At 39.4% G+C, this 21,377-nt stretch carries 17 protein-coding genes, 1 tRNA gene, 1 rRNA gene, 1 other RNA gene and 6 pseudogenes; 24 read left to right on the top strand and 2 right to left on the bottom strand.

What is annotated here, in order from left to right; genetic code table 11:
• Positions 1–62 precede the first annotated feature (62 nt).
• Together rrf and HT714_RS01785 are read left to right on the top strand one after the other, a co-directional pair.
• Positions 63–178, top strand: a 5S ribosomal RNA gene (gene rrf, locus HT714_RS01790).
• Between the two features lie 5 nt (positions 179–183).
• Positions 184–257: transfer RNA gene (locus HT714_RS01785), tRNA-Asn, on the top strand.
• A gap of 76 nt (positions 258–333) precedes the next feature.
• Here HT714_RS01785 and HT714_RS01780 read toward each other — a convergent pair.
• Positions 334–570 (bottom strand): annotated as a pseudogene (locus HT714_RS01780) (transposase family protein); the annotation flags it as partial.
• A 447-nt stretch (positions 571–1,017) separates the two neighbouring features.
• On the opposite strand from HT714_RS01780, the gene comW reads away from it, so the two are divergent.
• The 22 genes and pseudogenes from comW (at position 1,018) to tnpA (ending at position 20,334) form a co-directional block, all read left to right on the top strand.
• The gene (comW, locus tag HT714_RS01775; protein ID WP_173224583.1) at positions 1,018–1,254 is read left to right on the top strand and encodes a sigma(X)-activator ComW; all 237 of its coding nucleotides are present in this window, start codon (positions 1,018–1,020) and stop codon (positions 1,252–1,254) included.
• Positions 1,255–1,484: 230 nt separating this feature from the next.
• A complete protein-coding gene (locus tag HT714_RS01770; RefSeq protein WP_173251393.1) occupies positions 1,485–2,771 on the top strand; it encodes an adenylosuccinate synthase in 1,287 nt (428 codons plus the stop codon).
• A gap of 199 nt (positions 2,772–2,970) precedes the next feature.
• On the top strand, positions 2,971–3,438 hold the full coding sequence (tadA, locus tag HT714_RS01765) for a tRNA adenosine(34) deaminase TadA (RefSeq protein WP_173224585.1): 468 nt from the start codon (positions 2,971–2,973) through the stop codon (positions 3,436–3,438).
• Between the two features lie 32 nt (positions 3,439–3,470).
• Positions 3,471–3,568: signal recognition particle sRNA small type (gene ffs, locus HT714_RS01760), an RNA gene on the top strand.
• A gap of 56 nt (positions 3,569–3,624) precedes the next feature.
• Entirely contained in the window at positions 3,625–4,068 is a 444-nt protein-coding gene (locus tag HT714_RS01755) for a dUTP diphosphatase (RefSeq protein WP_173224782.1), read from the top strand.
• Positions 4,028–4,585 (top strand): histidine phosphatase family protein, encoded by a 558-nt coding sequence (locus tag HT714_RS01750; RefSeq protein WP_173224587.1) that lies wholly within the window; start codon positions 4,028–4,030, stop codon positions 4,583–4,585. Before HT714_RS01755 ends, HT714_RS01750 begins: the two co-directional genes overlap by 41 nt.
• A gap of 10 nt (positions 4,586–4,595) precedes the next feature.
• Positions 4,596–5,960: a DNA repair protein RadA gene (gene radA / locus HT714_RS01745; protein ID WP_173224779.1), complete on the top strand. Its 1,365-nt coding sequence runs from the start codon at positions 4,596–4,598 to the stop codon at positions 5,958–5,960.
• A gap of 72 nt (positions 5,961–6,032) precedes the next feature.
• Complete coding sequence (locus HT714_RS01740) at positions 6,033–6,530, top strand: carbonic anhydrase (RefSeq protein WP_173224589.1); 498 nt, start codon at positions 6,033–6,035, stop codon at positions 6,528–6,530.
• 24 nt (positions 6,531–6,554) lie between these two features.
• Positions 6,555–7,370 (top strand): PrsW family glutamic-type intramembrane protease, encoded by an 816-nt coding sequence (locus tag HT714_RS01735; protein WP_173224591.1) that lies wholly within the window; start codon positions 6,555–6,557, stop codon positions 7,368–7,370.
• 145 nt (positions 7,371–7,515) lie between these two features.
• Positions 7,516–8,484 (top strand): ribose-phosphate diphosphokinase, encoded by a 969-nt coding sequence (locus HT714_RS01730; protein WP_033680978.1) that lies wholly within the window; start codon positions 7,516–7,518, stop codon positions 8,482–8,484.
• 118 nt (positions 8,485–8,602) lie between these two features.
• Positions 8,603–9,490 (top strand): Rpn family recombination-promoting nuclease/putative transposase, encoded by an 888-nt coding sequence (locus HT714_RS01725; protein WP_173224785.1) that lies wholly within the window; start codon positions 8,603–8,605, stop codon positions 9,488–9,490.
• A 13-nt stretch (positions 9,491–9,503) separates the two neighbouring features.
• Positions 9,504–9,892: pseudogene (locus HT714_RS09595) on the top strand (hypothetical protein); the annotation flags it as partial.
• Between the two features lie 122 nt (positions 9,893–10,014).
• Positions 10,015–11,013 carry an Abi family protein gene (locus tag HT714_RS01715; RefSeq protein ID WP_173224593.1) on the top strand — a complete coding sequence of 333 codons (999 nt, stop codon included), beginning with the start codon at positions 10,015–10,017 and terminating at the stop codon, positions 11,011–11,013.
• Positions 11,014–11,120: 107 nt separating this feature from the next.
• Positions 11,121–11,285: a hypothetical protein gene (locus tag HT714_RS01710; protein WP_004242079.1), complete on the top strand. Its 165-nt coding sequence runs from the start codon at positions 11,121–11,123 to the stop codon at positions 11,283–11,285.
• Between the two features lie 184 nt (positions 11,286–11,469).
• Positions 11,470–12,432 (top strand): Rpn family recombination-promoting nuclease/putative transposase, encoded by a 963-nt coding sequence (locus tag HT714_RS01705; RefSeq protein WP_173224594.1) that lies wholly within the window; start codon positions 11,470–11,472, stop codon positions 12,430–12,432.
• A gap of 7 nt (positions 12,433–12,439) precedes the next feature.
• A pseudogene (locus tag HT714_RS01695) lies at positions 12,440–12,868 on the top strand (hypothetical protein); the annotation flags it as partial.
• 4 nt (positions 12,869–12,872) lie between these two features.
• A pseudogene (locus tag HT714_RS01690) lies at positions 12,873–13,367 on the top strand (hypothetical protein); the annotation flags it as partial.
• A gap of 1,135 nt (positions 13,368–14,502) precedes the next feature.
• A pseudogene (locus HT714_RS09590) lies at positions 14,503–14,802 on the top strand (N-acetylmuramoyl-L-alanine amidase family protein); the annotation flags it as partial.
• A 145-nt stretch (positions 14,803–14,947) separates the two neighbouring features.
• Positions 14,948–16,273 (top strand): N-acetylmuramoyl-L-alanine amidase family protein, encoded by a 1,326-nt coding sequence (locus HT714_RS01680; protein WP_173224605.1) that lies wholly within the window; start codon positions 14,948–14,950, stop codon positions 16,271–16,273.
• A gap of 143 nt (positions 16,274–16,416) precedes the next feature.
• Positions 16,417–18,027, top strand: a complete 1,611-nt coding sequence (locus tag HT714_RS09845) for an N-acetylmuramoyl-L-alanine amidase family protein (RefSeq protein ID WP_173224610.1) — start codon at positions 16,417–16,419, stop codon at positions 18,025–18,027.
• Positions 18,028–18,154: 127 nt separating this feature from the next.
• Positions 18,155–19,540: an LPXTG cell wall anchor domain-containing protein gene (locus HT714_RS09575; RefSeq protein WP_240148087.1), complete on the top strand. Its 1,386-nt coding sequence runs from the start codon at positions 18,155–18,157 to the stop codon at positions 19,538–19,540.
• A 278-nt stretch (positions 19,541–19,818) separates the two neighbouring features.
• A pseudogene (gene tnpA / locus HT714_RS01665) lies at positions 19,819–20,334 on the top strand (IS200/IS605 family transposase).
• 158 nt (positions 20,335–20,492) lie between these two features.
• On the opposite strand, the gene HT714_RS01660 reads toward tnpA, so the two are convergent.
• Positions 20,493–21,377 (bottom strand): Rpn family recombination-promoting nuclease/putative transposase (locus tag HT714_RS01660; RefSeq protein ID WP_173251391.1); only part of this gene is annotated, 885 nt, incomplete at its 5' end.

Genomic DNA, 21,377 nt, shown 5'->3' with positions numbered 1-21,377 from the left:
TGAAAGCGAACGGTTTTCTTAGTTTGAATAGATATTCAATTTTGAGTAGGTATTACTCAGAGTTAAGTGACGATAGCCTAGGAGATACACCTGTACCCATGCCGAACACAGAAGTTAAGCCCTAGAACGCCGGAAGTAGTTGGGGGTTGCCCCCTGTGAGATATGGAAGTCGCTTAGCTTTATTCCGCCATAGCTCAGTTGGTAGTAGCGCATGACTGTTAATCATGATGTCGTAGGTTCGAGTCCTACTGGCGGAGTAGTTAATTAAAGGAGGTTTTGACCTCTTTTTTGTTATATAATTAATAATCTATCTCGCACCTAATGAAGCGAGATATTTTTCTTGACGATAGAAGTTTCAGACATCATCATTTTTGAACAGTGATAGCACTTGAATCGACGCTCTCTAAGTAGATTTCTAGTAGACATACCAGTCGTTTCGAGGTAAGAAATCTTAGAATGTTTTTGAAAGTCATATTTCTTCATTTGACTTCCACACTCAGGGCAAGACGGAGCATCGTAGTCCAGTTTAGCGATGATTTCCTTATGTGTCCCCCTATTGATGATATCCATAATTTAGAAATTAGTGTCTGTAAGCTCTAGTAATTTTGTGATAAAGTGTAATTGTTCCATATGATTCTTTCTAATGATGGTTTGGTACCTTTTCATTATAAATCTTATGGAATTTTTTTCTACCCTAAAAAGTGCTTCATTTCTATTCAATCACTTTATAGCTTAAACTGAGAAAGATTCAATGCAATGGTAACCGTACAGGATGATTTGTAATAAGGATAATTTTGTAAATCATTTAAAGGATAATTTTGTAAATCATTTATAGGAATTTTTTATTTTTAGGGATTTAATAGTTTGTTTTTGATGTAAGGTATTTATTCTATTCTGTCAACTTTTCCTATTTTTTCTCTTGTTGAGATTGGTATTTTAACAATTCAGGAATTGATAGTGAATGTGTAAAATTTTTTGTTAGAATAAGTTCATAAAAAAGAAAAGGAGTATTTGATTATGTTACAAAAAATTTATGAGCAGATGGCGGATTTTTATAGAAATATTGAAGAAGAGTATGGTACTGTATTTGGTGATAATTTTGACTGGGAACATTTTCATTTTAAATTTTTGATTTATTATTTAGTTCGATATGGCATTGGGTGTCGTAGGGATTTTATTGTTTACCATTATCGTGTTTCTTATCGTTTGTATCTTGAAAAATTGATAATGAAACAAGGTTTTGTTGCTTGTTGAGACAGTATGAGTTAATTTCCGAACAAATTTAACTTTTTATGGGAAAATAATGATAAATAGCCGGAATTTTTTCTAAAACATTTTTTAATAGTTGGAAATAGCAAATCTTTCTATTGTTTCTTCTTGATAAAAAGGCGATTTTTTCTTATAATAAATTGTAAGATATAATTGCGGGTGAGATTCCTGCCATGTATGTGAGAAAGGAAGAGCCTGAGGGCTCAGACAAGATTATGACTTCAGTTGTTGTTGTAGGTACCCAATGGGGTGATGAAGGTAAAGGGAAGATTACAGACTTCCTTTCAGCGAATGCAGAAGTGATTGCACGTTACCAAGGTGGTGATAATGCAGGTCACACGATTGTGATCGATGGTAAGAAATTTAAGTTACACTTGATTCCATCTGGAATTTTCTTCCCTGAAAAAATCTCTGTTATTGGGAATGGTATGGTTGTAAATCCTAAATCTCTTGTGAAAGAGTTGAGTTATCTTCATGAGGAAGGTGTTACAACTGATAACTTCCGTATTTCTGATCGCGCGCATGTTATTTTGCCTTATCATATCGAGTTAGACCGTTTGCAAGAAGAAGCTAAGGGCGACAATAAGATTGGGACTACAATCAAGGGAATTGGTCCAGCTTATATGGACAAGGCTGCTCGTGTTGGGATTCGTATTGCAGATCTTTTGGATAAAGATATTTTCCGTGAGCGTTTAGAACGTAACCTTGCTGAAAAGAATCGTCTTTTTGAAAAATTGTATGACAGTAAAGCTATTGCTTTCGATGATATTTTTGAAGAGTATTACGAATATGGTCAACAAATCAAGAAATATGTGACAGACACATCTGTCATTTTGAATGATGCGCTTGATAACGGTAAACGTGTGCTTTTTGAAGGTGCACAAGGAGTTATGCTCGATATCGACCAAGGTACCTATCCATTTGTTACGTCATCAAACCCTGTAGCTGGTGGTGTGACAATTGGTTCTGGTGTCGGTCCAAGCAAGATTGACAAGGTTGTTGGTGTATGTAAAGCCTATACGAGTCGTGTTGGAGACGGTCCTTTCCCAACTGAGTTGTTTGATGAAGTGGGAGAACGTATCCGTGAAGTCGGTCATGAATATGGTACAACAACTGGTCGTCCACGTCGTGTGGGATGGTTTGATTCAGTTGTGATGCGCCATAGCCGTCGCGTTTCTGGTATTACTAACCTTTCATTGAACTCTATCGATGTTTTGAGTGGTTTAGATACAGTGAAAATCTGTGTGGCCTATGATCTTGATGGTCAACGTATTGACTACTATCCAGCTAGTCTTGAGCAATTGAAACGTTGCAAGCCTATCTATGAAGAGTTGCCAGGTTGGTCAGAAGATATTACTGGAGTTCGTAATTTGGAAGATCTTCCTGAGAATGCGCGTAACTATGTTCGTCGTGTGAGTGAATTGGTTGGCGTTCGTATTTCTACTTTCTCAGTAGGTCCTGGTCGTGAACAAACAAATATTTTAGAAAGTGTTTGGTCGTAAGAGATTTTTAAGATTTGTTTAAGATAGGTCGGGTATACTATAGACAGTTACAAGAAGACCTCCTAACTTGTTGTAACAAATATCCTAAACTTTTCTTTTTCATAATAATCTCCCTATAAAGTCACCGCATTCGGTGGCTTTTTTTGTGTTAGGATTCATGATATAATAATAAAACTGACAAGTAGAAAAAGGGAAATTGATGAATTATACAGTTGAAGAAAAAGAAGTCTTTATGAGGGAAGCTTTGAGAGAGGCTAAGATTGCTCTTGAACACGATGAAATTCCAATTGGTTGTGTGATTGTCAAGGATGGAGAAATCATTGGTCGCGGGCATAATGCGCGTGAGGAACTGCAGCGAGCAGTTATGCATGCGGAAATTATGGCCATAGAGAATGCGAATCTGAGTGAGGAGAGCTGGCGCTTACTTGATTGCACGCTTTTTGTGACCATTGAGCCTTGTGTCATGTGTAGTGGGGCGATTGGACTTGCCCGTATTCCAAACGTGGTCTACGGGGCTAAAAACCATAAATTTGGCGCTGCTGGGAGTTTGTACGATATCTTGACAGATGAGCGTCTCAATCATCGTGTGGAGGTTGAAACGGGAATTTTGGAAGATGAATGCGCAGCTATTATGCAGGACTTTTTTAGAAATAGACGGAAAAAATAATTTTGCTTTTAAAATGAATAGGAATGTGATATAATAAATAGTGGAGCAACAGTTCTGCGTGAAGCGGGTCAGGGGAGGAATCCAGCAGCCCTAAGCGATTTGAATTGTGTGCTCTTTTTTTCGTGCTTTTTCCGAATAAATAAGATAGAATAATCTAGAATAAATGATAATAGAAAAGAGAAGATGATGAAAATTCGTGGTTTTGAATTGGTTTCTAGTTTTACAGATGAAAGTTTATTGCCCAAGCGTGAGACAGCGCATGCGGCTGGTTACGACTTAAAGGTTGCAGTACGTATGGTTATTGCGCCAGGAGAGATTGTATTAGTTCCGACAGGGGTTAAGGCTTATATGCAGCCGACTGAGGTTCTCTACCTCTATGATCGTTCTTCAAACCCTCGTAAGAAGGGCTTGGTTTTAATTAATTCAGTTGGGGTCGTTGACGGGGATTATTATGGAAATCCTGGGAATGAAGGGCATATTTTTGCGCAGATGAAGAATATCACAGACCAAGAGGTTATTCTTGAAGTTGGGGAACGTGTTGTCCAGGCTGTCTTTGCACCTTTCTTAATCGCAGATGGAGATGCGGCTGATGGCGTTCGAACTGGTGGATTTGGATCGACTGGGCACTAGAATGAAGATTATCTTTGTACGTCACGGGGAGCCAGATTATCGTGAGTTAGAGGAGCGTTCTTATACGGGATTTGGGATAGATTTGGCGCCCTTGTCTGAGAAGGGACGGCAGCAAGCTCAGGAACTGAGCACCAATCCTTTACTCCTTTCAGCTGAAATAATCATATCTTCTGCAGTCACAAGAGCTTTAGAAACGGCTTCTTATGTAGTTTGTGCTACGGGACTTCCTTTGAGAGTGGAGCCATTATTGCATGAATGGCAGGTCTATGAAAGTAGCACAGATAATTTTGAAAAAGCTCGTACTATGTTTCTAGAAAACAAGGGGGAGTTACTTCCTAATAGTCCTATTCAATATGAGACAGCTACGGAAATGAAGTCTCGTTTTCTAGAATGCATGGCTAAGTATCGAGATTACCAGACCGTGATAGTGGTAACTCACAACATGCTTATGCGCCAGTTTGTGCCAAATGAGAAGATTGATTTTTGCCAAGTGATTGAGTGTGAGTTAGAGATATAGAAAGAGGTTTATCATCGCAAAGAAAAAAGCGACATTTGTATGTCAAAATTGTGGGTATAATTCCCCTAAATATCTGGGGCGTTGCCCTAACTGTGGGTCTTGGTCTTCTTTTGTAGAAGAGGTTGAGGTTGCCGAGGTCAAGAATGCGCGTGTGTCCTTGACAGGTGAGAAAACCAAGCCCATGAAACTGGCTGAAGTGACTTCAATCAATGTCAATCGAACCAAGACGGAGATGGAGGAATTTAATCGTGTACTTGGAGGTGGAGTGGTACCAGGAAGTCTCGTTCTCATAGGTGGGGATCCTGGGATTGGGAAATCAACCCTTCTTTTACAAGTCTCAACCCAGCTGTCTCAAGTGGGGACGGTTCTCTACGTCAGTGGGGAGGAGTCTGCCCAGCAAATCAAGTTGCGAGCGGAACGCTTGGGAGATATTGATAGTGAGTTTTATCTCTATGCAGAGACCAATATGCAAAGTGTTCGCGCAGAGGTAGAGAGAATCCAGCCAGACTTCCTCGTTATTGACTCTATCCAAACCATTATGTCTCCTGAGATTTCAGGGGTGCAGGGGTCTGTTTCTCAAGTGCGTGAGGTGACGGCTGAACTTATGCAGCTGGCCAAAACCAATAACATTGCCATCTTTATCGTAGGTCATGTGACCAAGGAAGGAACCTTGGCTGGGCCGAGAATGTTGGAGCATATGGTGGATACGGTGCTTTACTTTGAAGGGGAGCGCCACCATACCTTTCGTATCTTGAGGGCAGTCAAAAACCGTTTTGGTTCCACTAATGAGATTGGGATTTTTGAGATGCAGTCGGGCGGTTTGGTTGAGGTCCTCAATCCGAGTCAAGTTTTCTTAGAAGAGCGTTTGGATGGGGCGACTGGTTCCTCTATCGTTGTGACCATGGAAGGGACGCGTCCGATTTTGGCGGAGGTTCAGGCTTTGGTAACACCGACCATGTTTGGAAATGCTAAGCGTACGACGACGGGACTTGATTTTAATCGTGCTAGCTTGATTATGGCTGTTTTGGAAAAGCGTGCAGGTCTTCTCTTGCAAAATCAGGACGCCTATCTCAAATCTGCTGGCGGTGTCAAATTGGATGAACCTGCCATTGACTTGGCAGTTGCAGTTGCCATTGCTTCGAGCTATAAAGACAAGCCAACTAATCCTCAGGAATGTTTTGTGGGAGAACTGGGCTTGACAGGAGAGATTCGGCGCGTGAATCGTATCGAACAACGTATCAACGAAGCTGCTAAATTGGGCTTTACTAAGATTTATGTACCCAAAAATTCCTTGACAGGAATCACTCCGCCCAAGGAAATTCAGGTCATTGGCGTAACAACGATTCAGGAAGTTTTGAAAAAGGTCTTTGCATAATCCGTGACAAATCCTCTTAAAAATGATAAGATAGGAGAAATATTTGACTATCAAATTTTCGAGGAGGGAATCGTGTCGTATTTTGAACAGTTTATGCAAGCCAATCAGGCTTATGTTGCCCTACATGGGCAGTTAAATCTACCACTTAAACCCAAAACTAGAGTAGCCATTGTGACCTGTATGGACTCTCGTTTGCACGTTGCGCCAGCTTTGGGATTGGCACTTGGGGATGCTCATATCTTGCGGAATGCAGGTGGTCGAGTGACTGAGGACATGATTCGTTCGCTGGTGATTTCCCAGCAACAAATGGGGACAAGAGAGATTGTGGTATTGCACCATACAGACTGTGGTGCTCAGACCTTTGAAAATGGTCCTTTTCAGGAGTATCTGAAAGAGGAACTAGGTGTCGATGTGTCAGGCCAGGACTTCTTGCCCTTTCAAGATATAGAGGAGAGTGTACGTGAGGACATGCAACTCCTTATCAAGTCTCCCCTAATACCAGATGATGTCATTATCTCTGGTGCCATTTATGATGTAGATACAGGAAGTATGACAGTCGTAGAATTATAAATACTTCATTTAGAAAGAAAGTGTATGAAGAAAAACAGTATTTTATTTATTTTTATGTTATTGCTATGTATTGGTTTGCAGTATGAAACTATCTACTATACGGATGGTTCGATGTCAGCTGCGGAATATGGACTAATGGGAGTTTCTATCTTTCTAGCTCTCTTTTACATGATTCCGGCTCTTTATTTCCTTTTCCGTATTGGGAAAAAATGGGAATTACCAAAGAAGGCCTTGATTTTGTCTTTATTGGGTGGGATGTTCCTTTCAGGCTGGCTATCTAGTTTTGCTAATACCTATATCCATGATTTGCTGGGTATTCTTTTCCCAGATAGTGGATTTTTAAATGCCTTTGAAAGTGCTATTGTGGCTCCTTTGGTAGAAGAACCCTTGAAATTGTTGCCACTTGTTTTTGTTTTAGCTTTGATTCCCGTGCGAAAATTAAAATCTTTGTTTTTACTTGGGATTGCTTCTGGTTTGGGATTCCAGATGATTGAGGATATTGGCTATATTCGTACGGATTTGCCAGAGGGATTTGACTTTACTATTGCGAGGATTTTAGAGCGTATCATCTCAGGAATTGCCTCTCACTGGACTTTTTCAGGTCTGGCTGTAGTAGGTGTTTACTTGCTTTACAGAGCCTATAAAGGGCAGAAGGCTGGCAAGAAAGAGGGGATTATTTTCCTAGGTTTAGCCTTGGGAATTCATTTCTTGTTTAACTCTCCTTTTGTTGAATTGGAGACAGAGTTGCCATTAGCGATTCCAGTAGTTACAGCTATTGCTCTTTACGGTTTTTATCAGGCTTATCGCTTTGTTGAGAAGCACGATGAGATAATGAACTAGAATATTTTTCAAAAGAATGATGCAAGGGTACAAATATGTTGCCCTTCTTTTATTTTTGATTGAAAAATAGTGCAAAAAGCGCTACAATGGTAGATGGAAAAATCTTGTGAAAAGCACAAGCGATACATATATACCGGAGGAAATCATGTCTTTTTCTGATTTAAAGCTGTTTGCCCTTTCTTCTAATAAAGAATTGGCAGAACGTGTGGCGCAGGAGATTGGGATAGAGTTGGGAAAATCAAGTGTTCGCCAATTTTCAGATGGAGAGATTCAGGTCAACATCGAAGAATCAATCCGTGGGAAACACGTCTTTATCCTACAATCAACTAGTTCGCCTGTAAATGACAATCTGCTTGAAATTTTGATTATGGTGGATGCTTTGAAGCGTGCGAGTGCAGAATCTGTCAATGTTGTCATGCCTTACTATGGGTATGCACGTCAGGATAGAAAGGCGAGAGCGCGTGAGCCAATCACTTCAAAACTTGTCGCAAATATGCTTGAAGTAGCTGGAGTGGATCGTTTATTGACAATCGACTTGCATGCTGCACAGATTCAAGGATTCTTTGATATTCCTGTGGATCACTTGATGGGAGCTCCTCTGATTGCGGATTATTTTGAGCGTCGTGGCATGGTTGGTTCTGACTATGTGGTTGTCAGCCCAGACCATGGAGGGGTGACTCGTGCTCGTAAGTTGGCAGAATTTTTGAAAACATCTATCGCTATCATTGACAAACGTCGTAGCGTTGATAAGATGAATACTAGTGAAGTCATGAACATCATCGGCAAGGTCGAAGGCAAGACTTGTATCTTGATTGATGATATGATTGATACTGCTGGAACGATTTGTCATGCGGCAGATGCTCTTGCAGAAGCTGGTGCTGTTGAAGTCTATGCAAGCTGTACGCACCCAGTTCTTTCTGGTCCTGCTATGGACAATATCCAAAAATCAGCTATTAAGAAATTGGTTGTTTTGGATACCATCTATCTGCCAGAAGAGCGTTTGATTGATAAGATTGAGCAGATTTCAATCGCTCATCTCCTAGGTGATGCTATCGTACGTATCCATGAAAAACGACCACTTTCTCCACTTTTCGGTATTGAGAAAAAAATTTAATGACCAAGCCTGAGATGATTCTCAGGTTTTTTTCGTCTCTTTTCCGAATAAATAGATAGTAGCAGTGAATCTAGTAAACCTAGATTTAAAAATGTGCTATAATGAAAGGAGAGGAAATATAATTCTCAGACATCCGGGCATTAGCCCGACCAATGATTTGGTAGCTAAGAAAATCTTTAGCAATCCGGAAATCACTTGTCAATTTATCCGCGATATGCTGGACTTGCCAGCTAAAAATGTAACCATTTTGGAGGGAAGTAATATTCATGTCTTGCCTTCCCTGCCCTACTCAGCGCAGGATTTCTATACCAGTATAGACGTCTTAGCTGAGTTGGACAATGGCACGCAGGTTATTATCGAAATCCAAGTTCATCATCAGAATTTTTTCATCAATCGCCTGTGGGCTTACCTATGCAGTCAGGTCAATCAAAACCTAGAAAAAATTCGTCAACGAGAAGGTGATACACACCAGAGTTACAAACACATCGCACCAGTATACGCTATCGCAATTGTAGATAGTAACTACTTCCAAGATGATCAAGCTTTCCATAGCTTTAGTATGCGAGAGGACACGACAGGTGAAGCCTTAACCATCACAAACAATGGTCAAGAAAACCATCTGGTAAAGATGGCATTCTTGGAATTAAAAAAATACAGAGAAACCAGCAAAGATAAGGTTCGCAAGCCGTGGTTGGAGTTTTTTGGTAACAAGCCCTTTACCCAACAACCCGAGCGAGCTATCAGCCAAGCAGATCAACTGCTAGACTATAAGAGCTGGTCCGAGGAGGACAGGGAGATGTTTAGTGAACAACGCAGGCGTGAAGAACAAGCTTTACTCGCTCATGACTATGCCTTGGAAACAGCTAGGGCAGAGGGTATTGAACAGGGGTTAGAACGTGGGAAACTTTTTGCCTTCTTAGACATGGTTCGCCAACATGTTTTAACTTCCGAATTCGCGAGTGAACAATTGGGTATGTCAGTAGCGGAGTTTGAGGCACTATTGTAAGAACGTCACAATAATGGCGTTCTTGGAATTAAGAAAATACAGAGAAACCAGCAAAGACGAGGTTCGCAAGCCATGGTTGGAGTTTTTCGGGAATAAATCCTTTACCCAGCACCCCGAGCGAGCCATCAGCCAAGCAGACCAACTGCTGGACTACAAGAGCTGGTCCGAGGAGGACAGGAATATGTTTAGCCAACTACGTATGCGCGAATAACAAGCCTTGTTAGCACAGGACTATGCCTTGGAGCAAGCTGAAGAACAAGGCTTTGAACGGACCGTGCAGAGGGTCTTGAACAGGGACTGGAGCGTGGGAAAGTTGAAGGATAAATCTTTGCCTTTCTAGATTTAGTACGCCAACATGCTTTATCTTCCGAATTTGCGAGTGAACAATTAGACACAAATTGAAAAAATATCAAGTTTACTTGACTTTTTTTATAGAATAGTATAGTATTTAGATACAAGCACTCCTTTTGCTCCCTGTTTCATAGCAACTGGAGTCATTTTTTTATAGATTTAGAAGGTTAATGATGTACACAACTGATAATAGTATTTCTTTGTCAAGAGATTTAAAGAGAGAAATGAAAGCATTTTTACCTCTTGAAGATTTGGTAAGTTATCTTTCAGATAAGCTAGATATGTCACCTGAAGAGGAACTAGATTCCAAAAATTTTTTACGTTGCCATAGTTACTATTCGTTTTCTGCTTTTATTAAACAGGTTCCAGATAATCTTCATAAAGGAAAATTTCAAGCAGCGATTTTATTGTATGAATTTAATGACTGGTTGTCACAGTTTCTGTTTATATTTTCTGGTAGATTAGAGCAGTTTATAAAATCAACTTTTATTGAATCGCTTTGTCAGCAATATAATGGAAAATATCAAAAAGGTGAGTGTTACTTGGATGAAACTATTTATGAAAACTCTGAATTATATCACGAATTTATTTCAATTATAGAAAAACATTTATCAGAGAATCAAAGTCTTTCAATACAGCATCATATCAAAAATAAAGGTTCTAAATTTCCAATTTGGGTTCTTTTTCAAGAGATGACTTTTGGGGAAACAACTCGTTTTATAAGTGCACTGAAAAAAGAGTACCGGGAGTATTGGATAGATACTACATTTTTATCAACTGGTGTGGTAAATTCTAAAATTCATGGAGAAGAAATCCGGAGTAAATTATTTGGCTGGGTTTCAGCTACATGGTATATGAGAAATAGGACAGCACATCATTTAAGACTATATGGTCAAAATTTTACAATAGCAAGTCCAAGTTTCTTTTCAGCTGATTTGCGTCAAATAAACAAGAATGCAGAGACTAAAAAGAAAAAGACCCATAATAACGATTTATTTGCTTATCTTTTAGCTATGAAAAATCTTATACAACATCATTCACATTCTTTTGTTCAAGATTGGAACGATTTTTTAATGAGTTTAGAGGCACAGTTGATGGAAAAGTCAAATATCATATTATCTAGTAAGATTGGTTTGCCAAGCAATTGGAAAGATATATTGTGGATTGGTTGAACTAAGGAATGATTTATTTGCTCAAGCTATTATTCAGAGAATCTTTGACAATCCAGATGAGAAACCAAACATTAAGAAGTTGATTACCAAGATGAATGAAGGATAAGATGCGAGATTTTGGAATCGCTATAGCGGACGATGTAATAGCTGAACAAGGTGAGAAAATCAGAATCATCAAGGAACACGATGATGCTCTTTCCGTCTGTAAAGAAGATTTGGAAACTCAGTCAAGAATACCAAGAGCAGGTCAAGATGATTCAAATCGTTCCTAGATTCAGTGTGCTTTAATTTTAAAAATTAGGTGTCGAAACCTTTTTTAATACAGACAAAATTAAGGATAAACAATAATTTTAATAACTTTTATTTTTTTTCGTCTCTTTTCCGAATAAATAGATAGAGCCAGAGAATCTAGTAAACCTAGATTTAAAAATGTGCTATAATGAAAGGAGAAGAAATATGACCTTACGTCATCCGGGCATTAGCCCAACTAATGATTTGGTTGCTAAGAAAATCTTTAGCAACCCAGAAATCACTTGTCAATTTATTCGCGATATGCTGGACTTGCCAGCTAAAAATGTGACCATTTTGGAGGGAAGTAACATTCATGTCTTGCCTTCCCTGCCTTACTCGGCTCAGGATTTCTATACCAGTATAGACGTCTTGGCGGAGTTGGACAATGGAACACAGGTTATCATTGAAATTCAAGTTCATCATCAGAATTTTTTCATCAATCGCCTGTGGGCGTATCTGTGTAGTCAGGTCAATCAAAATCTCGAAAAAATTCGCCAACAAGAAGGAAACACTCACCAAAGTTATAAACACATAGCACCAGTATACGCTATTGCTATCGTTGACAGTAATTATTTTCAAGATGATTTAGCCTTTCACAGTTTTAGTATGCGAGAGGACACGACAGGTGAGATATTAACCATCACCAATAATGGACAAGAAAACCATTTAGTTAAGATGGCGTTCTTAGAACTAAAAAAATATAGAGAAACCAGCAAAGACGAGGTTCGCAAGCCATGGTTGGAGTTTTTCGGTAACAAGCCCTTTACCCAACAACCTGAGCGAGCCATAAGCCAAGCAGACCAACTGCTAGACTATAAAAGCTGGTCCGAGGAGGATAGGAAAATGTTTAGTGAACAACGCAGGCGTGAAGAACAAGCCTTACTCGCTCATGACTATGCCTTGGAAACAGCTAGGGCGGAAGGTATTGAACAGGGACTGGAGCGTGGTATTGAACAAGGACTTGAACGTGGCCGTGCAGAGGGTATTGAAAAAGGGCGAGAAGAGGGATTAAAAGTAGGTTTAGTAAATCTAGTACGTCAAGGTCTTCTAACACCTGAGGTTGCGAGTGAGCAATTAGGCATGACCGTGGCTGAGTTTGAAGAACTATTGAAAGACCATCATAAATAAGACCTAAAAATATAGAGAAACCAGCAAAGATGAGGTTCGCAAGCCATGGTTGGAGTTTTTCGGCAACAAGCCCTTTACCCAAGAACCCGAGCGAGCCATCAGCCAAGCAGACCAACTGCTGGACTACAAGAGCTGGTCCGAGGAGGACAGGAGAATGTTTAGTGAACAACGCAGGCGTGAAGAACAAGCCTTACTCGCTCATGACTATGCCTTGGAAACAGCTAGAGCGGAAGGAATCGAAAAAGGTTTAGAGCGAGGTCTTGAACGTGGTCGTGCAGAGGGTCTTGAACAAGGACGAGCAGAAGGCGTTGAACAGGGACTGGAGCGTGGGAAAATCTTTACCTTTCTAGATTTAGTACGCCAACATGTTTTAACTTCCGAATTCGCGAGTGAACAATTGGGTATGTCAGTAGCTGAGTTTGAGGCACTCTTATAAGGTCATCATAGTAATGGCGTTCTTGGAATTAAGAAAATACAGAGAAACCAGCAAAGACGAGGTTCGCAAACCGTGGTTGGAGTTTTTTGGGAATAAACCCTTTACCCAACAACCCGAGCGAGCCATCAGCCAAGCAGACCAACTGCTGGACTACAAGAGCTGGTCCGAGGAGGACAGGAAGATGTTTAGTCAACTACGTATGCGAGAAGAACAAGCCTTGTTGGCACAGGACTATGCTTTGGAAACAGCTAGAGCGGAAGGTCTTGAACAGGGATTGGAACGAGGTCTTGAGCGTAGTCGAGCAGAAGGTATTGAACAAGGTTTAGAGCGTGGACTTGAACGTGGTCGTGCAGAGGGTATTGAAAAAGGGCGCGAAGAAGGCATTGAAGAGGGATTAAAAGTAGGTTTAGTAAATCTAGTACATAAAGGTCTTTTGACATCCGAGGTTGCGAGTGAACAATTGGGCATGTCAGTAGCTGAGTTCGAGTCCTTGCTATGAGGTCACATTTTAAATAGTAGAAAGTTAATGAAATGGCGAGTTATTTCTAAAATACTTGTCATTTTTGCTTGACATTTGGAAGGGGTTATAGGATAATATCATGGAAGTGAGTTCTATCCAACTATCGATATGGATTAGATATGTGAGGTTTGACTCAGGGTTTAAGAAATTTGTGAGATTTTCACTTGTGAGATACGGTATTTGAAGAGTATTTCATCTCACAAAGACGTTTTTTCCCCTTTTTTGAAAAAAATAGGTAAAAAGTTGATGAAAACCCTTGACAAATCCTGCAAATATTTATATACTGTATGGTAGTAAGATAGTCTTACGAAAAAATATTTTAAAGAAAAATAAAGGAGATAAAACGATGAAAAAAGTTTTATTGACAAGCGCAGTCGCTCTTGCAGCATTTGGTGCTGTACAAGCTGTTTCAGCTGACAGACAATTGACACCTGAAGAAGCAGCATCAGTTAGAAAAGTTGAAAAAACTTACGATCCTTCACAAGTGGAAAAAGCAACTGAAACTAACCGTGCTGAACAAGTTCTAGCAAATGGAGATAAAGTAGTATCTGTTCAATATGCAGATGGTTCTACTTATACTTATTTGGTAATTAATCCTAACAATCAATTCAAGGATAAAGTATCTAATCCATATGATAGCCAATTTAATCTTAAAGATGGTAAAGTTCAAAAGGTTGTACCATTCACAAATGGAACACATGGACGTATCAACGTTAAAGATAAACAAGGTGCACCAGTTGCAGGTGTTGAATTTGAGCTATTAGTTTACAAAACTACTGAAGATTTCTTGAATGCTCAAGGTGGAAAACCTGTTAAAGATGCCCCAGCTCTTGTAAGTGCTAAGACAAATGAAGCAGGTGATGCTGAGTTTGAATTACACGAGGGTGGAGTAGCGGTTTACCGTATTTTGACAGTACCAAAAGGTTACTTTTTACCTGAGCGCCTAACAAAATCTTCACTATTTACAGCAGATGCAGTTGGACGTAACGAAAATAATGATATGTATGTAAATGCATCAGTTGAAATTGAAAAAACTGACAGCTACAATGTTGTTCGTACTGAGTGGGTTCAAGGTGAAAACGGCTGGCACTACTATGACAACAACAAACAAGTTACTGGTTGGAAACAAATCGACGGTAAATGGTACTTCTTTAACGCTGAAGGCGTAATGCAAAAATGGTGGGTTAAAGATGGTAACACTTGGTACTACCTAAATGGTTCAGGTGCTATGGAAACTGGTTGGTTGCAACACGGTGGCAAATGGTACTTCCTTGAAGCATCAGGTGCTATGAAAGCTAGCCAATGGTTTGAAGTTGCTGGTAAATGGTACTACGTTGACGGTTCTGGTGCCCTTGCAGTTAATACTACTGTAGGTGGATACACTGTAAACGGAAACGGTGAATGGGTTAAATAATCTAGTTTAATCAAAAAAGCAGGAGATTTCTTCTGCTTTTTATTTTTTCCATAAAAAGTTCAGTTTTTTTTAGAATTTTTTTAAAAAATAAGATACAATAAAACTAGGTTTATTACCTAAAATTTTAAACATGGAGAATGCTCATATGAAAAATAAAAAAGCTTTAGCCCTAGCAGTAGCTAGCTTGACAATGGCAAGTGCAGCAGTTTTAACCAGTTACTCTGCAATTACAGCTCGTCCAGTAAGTGCGGAAGAAGTTGTTTATAGAACTGAGTGGATCACAGTGATTAATGGTCGTTCACAAGAACGTAAGACAGTATTTTTTGAAGATGGGAATCAGCCGATCTCTAAACATTCGACAATTGAAGGATTTGAATTTCAACGTGCCTATGTTGAAGGGGGAAGAAAATACTACTTATTCGTTGAGAAAGGGACAAAGATTGATGATTATGTAAACGATCCCGATGCGTCTGTCAGTGAGTTAAATACTCAAGGCTATAAAACTTCTGATAAAGATGTAAAATGGCGTGTGTCTGCTGGTAATCGTTATCTTTACTATAAAGGAAATCCTGTAAAAGGTTGGGCTAATGTTGATGGAAAAACTTACTATTTTGATAGTGAAGGTGTTATGGCTCACGGAGTTCTTGAAAACACATCTGAACGTTACTATCTAGACGGACAAGGTGTTAAGAAAACTGGTTTCATTAAAGTAGGAGAAAAAACCTATTATTTTGTGTCAGATGGAGCTCGTAAGACAGAGATTATCTCTGAAAATGGAAAAACTTATTTTGTCAAAGATGGTGTTGTGACAATTGGAGCGCATAAGGTAGGTGATAAATGGTACTTCTTTGCTGAAGACGGTACAACCAAGTCAGGTATTGTAAAAGATAGTGCTGGAAAATGGTATTACATTACTACAGAAGGTGAGCGTAAGACAGGTCTTATCAAGGGTGCTGGCGATAAGTATTACTATGTCACTGAAGAAGGTGAACGTAAGTTTGGGGAAATTACCGTTGATGGTAAAACATATTTCTTAACAGATGAATCTAATACAAAAGCTGGCTGGAATAAAGTTGATAGTAACTGGATTTATGTAAATAAAGAAGGCAAACGTCAAGTTGGCTGGTTACAAGATGGTGGTAAGTGGTATTACTTTAACGCTGAAGGCATCATGCAAAAATGGTGGGTTAAAGATGGTAGCACTTGGTACTACCTAAATGGTTCAGGCGAAATGCAAACAGGCTGGTTGCAAGATGGTAGCACTTGGTACTATTTAAACAGTTCAGGTGCTATGCAAACAGGTTGGGCTAAAGTAGGTGATTCATGGTACTACCTTAAAGGTTCAGGTGCTATGGTAACTGGCTGGTTCCAAGTTGGTGGTAAATGGTACTATGCTTATAGTTCAGGTGCCCTTGCAGTAAATACTACAGTCGGTGGCTACTATGTAAATGCCAACGGTGAATGGGTATAAAATAACAAAGAGAGTGGTTTGAACCGCTCTCTTTCTGTTATTGTTAAATATTTCTACACTTTTTATGTTTTTTTATTGCATTTATTATAGGAAAGAGATATAATCTATATAAATTTAACCATTTAATAAAGGAGGTTCTTCTCATGAAGAAAACACTAACAGGTATCTTACTAGCTACTTCAGTGCTAGCTATGGCTTCAGTTCAACAAGTAAAAGCTGCCGAAACAGGGGCAACAACGACTTCAACAACTTCTACGGTTAAAGAAGTCCACTATGCAACATTTAAAAATGGTGGACCTGTAGATATCAAAGCTGCACTTACAGGTGCTGCTGTGACAGCTGCATCTATTGAGAATCACCCTGAAATTGCAAGTTATATCTATACTTCTAGTAGAGAAGAAGATGGTATTATGTATCATATGTATGCGCCTACTGCTACGACAGGTACTACGAATTCTGGTACTCAGACCAATCCATACCATAGAGATAACAACCAAAACAATGGTAGCACTAGTAATGCTAATGGGAATAATAACCAAAATAGTACTGGTGCAAACAATAATAATGGCTCAACAACAAATTCTAATTCTCCAGTAAAAAAAGTTCGTTTTGTAGAATATAAACCTGGTAGTGATGTTCCAGTTGATATTAAAGATCCACGTACAGGCTCTGCAGCTTCTGATACCAGTCGTCTGGATATTGCCAACTATACTTATGTTACTGGTGAATTAAAAGGTGATACACTTTACCATATCTATCGCTCAAATTCAACAACTAATACTAACCAAAATCAGTCTGCAGCGGCAGGTCAGTTCAAAACAGAGAACGGAAAAGTCTACTATATCAAGGATGGTAAAAAGGTTAGTGGTTGGCAAAAAATCGATGATAAGACTTACTACTTTGAAGCTGATGGAGCTATGAAAAAAGGTCTATTGACTTCAGGTGATAAGCAATACTATTTAGATGAAAAAGATGGTGTTAAAAAGCTAGGCTTTGTAAAAGTTGCTGATAAGGTTTACTATTTTGTTGAAAATGGTGATAAGAAAACTGGCTTTATCAAAATTGCTGATAAAACTTACTATCTAAAAGAAGGTGTTCGTCTAACAGGGGATATTACAGTAGACGGGAAACATTATTTCTTAGATGAGGAAGGTGTCCTTAAACCAGGTCTTGTTTTAATTGATGGTAAAAAATTCTTCATTGATGATGAGGGAAATCGTCATGTTGGATGGAAGAAAATTGGACTGGATTGGTATTATTTCTCTAAAGAAGATGGAATGAAGACAGGTTGGGTCAAAGATGGGGCATGGTATTACTTGGATGAAACTGGTGTGATGAAAACTGGTTGGAAACAAGTTGATGGTAATTGGTACTATCTTAACGACTCAGGTGCTATGCAGACAGGCTGGAAATTTATAAATGGTAGTTGGTACCATTTTGACAGTTTAGGTAAAATGGGTACTAGATGGATAAAAGACAATGGTACATGGTATTATCTTGACGGTTCAGGTGCTATGCAGACTGGTTGGAAGCTTTTAGATGGTAACTGGTATTACCTCAATGCTTCAGGTGCTATGCAAACAGGTTGGCTCAAGCAAGGTGGTACATGGTATTATCTTGCTGGCTCAGGTGCTATGAAGACAGGTTGGTACCAAGTTAGCGGTAAATGGTATTACTCATATTCATCAGGTGCATTGGCTGTGAACACAACTATCGATGGTTACACAGTAAATGCCAATGGTGAGTGGGTATAATGAATATAATAAAGAAATAAGGGGAAATTCCTCTTATTTTTTTGTCAATAGGGATGTTATTTTTTGATTTCTCCGAAAGAAAATGGTGCAATGAAAGTAAAAAGATATTAGAGGTGGTAAATACTTTATGGATAAGAAAAAACTTTTCACTGCTAGCTTGGCTAGTGTAGCTGTTTTAGGGACAGGTTTCCTTGCTTCTCACCCATCAGTTGTGAAGGCTGAAGAAGCAGCTTCAACTGCTGTGACTAAAGAAGATGTCGCTGATTACTTTACAGAGTTAGAAAAACAAGCTGAAGAAGCTATTAATAAAAATGATAAAATTAAAGATAAAGAAGTAGCAATCTTAGAAGCTAAGGCAGCTATCGGTAAAGAAGATTTATTAAAAGCTATTGATGAAAAACAAATCACACCTGAAGAAGTACTAAAAGACTTAGCAGAAGCTAGCAAGACTGAATCAGATGAAGCAGACCCAGGAAAATATGGTGAAAACTATGCACCTGTAGAAGTTAAAGATGCAAAACCTGCTCCAGGTGCTGAATTAAAACGTAACGAATCTGGTGAAGTTACCGAAGTTAAACCAATCAATGGTGGAATTGACGCTGATGCTCAAGATAAAATCAACAAACGTTTAGATGAAGAAAATACAGATGTTAAAGATGCAGAAGAAAGATTAGCTGCAGCTAAACATGATGAAAAAGAAGCTGAATCTAATAGAGAAGAAGCTAAAGCAGCTGTTGAAGCAGCTAAAGAAAATGTGAAAGCAGCTCAAGAGGAATTAGCAGCTGCAAAAGAAGCTAAAGCAAAATTTGAAAAAGAATTAGCAAGCTATAAAGATGCTGACGGTGAACAAGCTGATCAATATAGAGAAGCAGCAAGAGCTGATTTAGAAAAAGCTGAAGCAGCATTAAAAGATGCAGAAGAAACATTAAAACAAGCAGAAAAAGAAGCAAAAGAAGCTAAAGCTGCATTAGAACAAGCAGATGAAGATTATTATTCATATGTAGCAGACCGTGAAGCAGAAGAAGTTCGTGTACTACGTCGTCAAATTGCAAAAGATAAAGCTGATGGAAAAGATACTACAGCATTAGAAGAAGAACTTAATATTGCTTTAAATGGTGTAAAACCAGCGGTAAATGAAGTTAACCCATACGAAGGTCCAGTAACTGGTTCTGATTCAGGTAACAGTAACCTAGACCATCAGGCAAATGGTGGGGAGTATCCAGGTGATCGCTATATTATTAACAGACCATCTGTTACACCAGGTTCAACAACACCATCTACACCAGCTCCTGGAACAGATACTCCAGCTGCACCAACAGCTGAAACACCAGCACCGACAGCTCCAGCTGTAGCAGGTACTAGTCAAGACAACACTTATCAAGCACCAGCTGCAAAAGCAGAAGATAAGAAAGAACTTCCAAACACTGGTGGCAAAGATAATGCTGCAATTGCATCATTAGGATTCCTAGGCTTGCTCCTTGGTGCCCTTCCATTTGTGAAACGCAAAAACTAATTAGTTAAAAATATGAAAGAGAAGGACTTGTTACCTTCTCTTTTTGTGTATATAATCGCGTGAGGGTTTTGTTGGATAGTAGAAAATAAAAAGTGAACAAGACAATATTTCATTCTTGTTCGCTTTTATTATGTGACTATTAGTCCGTCTCGCTCCGCTAGGTGCGAGACAAAAGAACCACCCGCTATGCGGGTGCGCGTCGAAGGTTATACCAAAAAAACTCCGAACACGATACAATAAAGGTGTTCAAGTCAATTGTAAAGCGAAAGGAGAAAAATATGGCACAAAAGGCTCATAGTTTATCGCACACAAAGTGGAATTGTAAGTATCACATTGTGTTCACCCCTAAGTATAGACGAAAAGTTATCTATAATCAATATCGAAGTAGTTTAGGCGAAATATTTCATCGCTTGTGTAGTTATAAAGGAGTTGAAATTATCGAGGGTCACTTAATGCCAGACCATGTATACATGTTAGTAAGTATTCCACCAAGGATAAGTGTTTCGAGTTTCATGGGTTATTTAAAAGGAAAAAGTGCACTCATGATGTTTGACAAACACGCCAATCTCAAGTACAAGTTTGGGAATCGACATTTCTGGGCGGAAGGTTATTATGTGAGTACGGTGGGACTCAATGAAGCCACAATTAAGAAATATATTCAAGAGTAAAGAAATTATCCAGTGGATGATTTCTTCACGAGTATGAATATTTAAGAACGAGTAAAGCATGATATAGCACTAGATAAATTGAGTGTAAAAGAATATGAGGATCCCTTTAGGGATAGTGGTAAGTAATACTAAAGCCTCTTTAAGAGGCAAGTGACGAGTCAAGAGCAATGAGGCTTGAACAAAGTGAAAGCCAGCGTCTTTAGGCGCTGGCTGGTAATTTGGGCTTATAGCCCTGGTACAAACCACCCGTTTTAGGGGTGGTCATGATTAGTGATTGTATAATCTTATAACAATGCTTCAAACTCAGCGACAGTCATGCTCAACTGCTGGCTGGCAACCTCGGAAGTCAGGAGACCTTGGCGGACTAGATTTACTAAACCTACTTTTAATCCCTGTTCAATCCCCTCCGCACGACCACGTTCTAAGCCCTTTTCCTCCGCTTGTTCCAAGGCATAGTCATGGGCCAATAATGCTTGTTCTTCGCGCATACGTAGTTGACTAAACATCTTCCTGTCCTCCTCGGACCAGCTCTTGTAGTCCAGCAGTTGATCTGCTTGGCTGATAGCTCGCTCGGGTTGTTGGGTAAAGGGTTTGTTCCCAAAAAACTCTAACCACGGCTTGCGAACCTCGTCTTTGCTGGTTTCTCTGTATTTTTTTAATTCCAAGAATGCCATCTTGACTAGATGGTTTTCTTGTCCATTATTGGTGATGGTTAAGACTTCACCCGTCGTATCTTCTCGCATGCTAAAACTGTGGAAAGCTAGATCATCTTGGAAATAATTACTATCCACAATAGCTATTGCGTAAACAGGTGCGATATGCTTGTAGCTCTGGTGAGTATCACCTTCTCGTTGGCGAATTTTTTCGAGGTTTTGATTGACCTGGCTGCACAGATAAGCCCACAGACGATTGATGAAAAAATTTTGATGATGAACTTGAATCTCAATGATAACCTGTGTCCCATTGTCCAACTCAGCCAAAACATCTATACTAGTGTAAAAATCCTGCGCTGAGTACGGCAGGGAAGGCAAGACGTGAATGTTACTTCCCTCCAAAATCGTCACATTTTTTGCTGGCAAGTCCAGCATATCGCGAATAAACTGACAAGTGATTTCTGGGTTGCTAAAGATTTTCTTAGCTACCAAGTCATTGGTTGGGCTAATGCCCGG

Origin of the sequence: Streptococcus sp. 3705, assembly GCF_013277145.1 — a bacterium.
GTDB lineage: Bacteria > Bacillota > Bacilli > Lactobacillales > Streptococcaceae > Streptococcus.
This window is presented reverse-complemented; position numbering and strand designations above follow the sequence as displayed.

Excerpts from the sequence above, each read along its gene's own strand:
- HT714_RS01710 (WP_004242079.1), top strand. The coding sequence starts at position 11,121 with ATGCGAGATTTTGGAATCGCTATAGCGGACGATGTAATAGCTGAACAA.
- HT714_RS09575 (WP_240148087.1), top strand. The coding sequence starts at position 18,155 with ATGGATAAGAAAAAACTTTTCACTGCTAGCTTGGCTAGTGTAGCTGTT.
- HT714_RS01705 (WP_173224594.1), top strand. The coding sequence starts at position 11,470 with ATGACCTTACGTCATCCGGGCATTAGCCCAACTAATGATTTGGTTGCT.
- HT714_RS09845 (WP_173224610.1), top strand. The coding sequence starts at position 16,417 with ATGAAGAAAACACTAACAGGTATCTTACTAGCTACTTCAGTGCTAGCT.
- comW (WP_173224583.1), top strand. The coding sequence starts at position 1,018 with ATGTTACAAAAAATTTATGAGCAGATGGCGGATTTTTATAGAAATATT.
- HT714_RS01750 (WP_173224587.1), top strand. The coding sequence starts at position 4,028 with ATGGCGTTCGAACTGGTGGATTTGGATCGACTGGGCACTAGAATGAAG.
- HT714_RS01715 (WP_173224593.1), top strand. The coding sequence starts at position 10,015 with ATGTACACAACTGATAATAGTATTTCTTTGTCAAGAGATTTAAAGAGA.
- tadA (WP_173224585.1), top strand. The coding sequence starts at position 2,971 with ATGAATTATACAGTTGAAGAAAAAGAAGTCTTTATGAGGGAAGCTTTG.
- HT714_RS01730 (WP_033680978.1), top strand. The coding sequence starts at position 7,516 with ATGTCTTTTTCTGATTTAAAGCTGTTTGCCCTTTCTTCTAATAAAGAA.
- HT714_RS01680 (WP_173224605.1), top strand. The coding sequence starts at position 14,948 with ATGAAAAATAAAAAAGCTTTAGCCCTAGCAGTAGCTAGCTTGACAATG.
- HT714_RS01770 (WP_173251393.1), top strand. The coding sequence starts at position 1,485 with ATGACTTCAGTTGTTGTTGTAGGTACCCAATGGGGTGATGAAGGTAAA.
- HT714_RS01735 (WP_173224591.1), top strand. The coding sequence starts at position 6,555 with ATGAAGAAAAACAGTATTTTATTTATTTTTATGTTATTGCTATGTATT.
- HT714_RS01755 (WP_173224782.1), top strand. The coding sequence starts at position 3,625 with ATGAAAATTCGTGGTTTTGAATTGGTTTCTAGTTTTACAGATGAAAGT.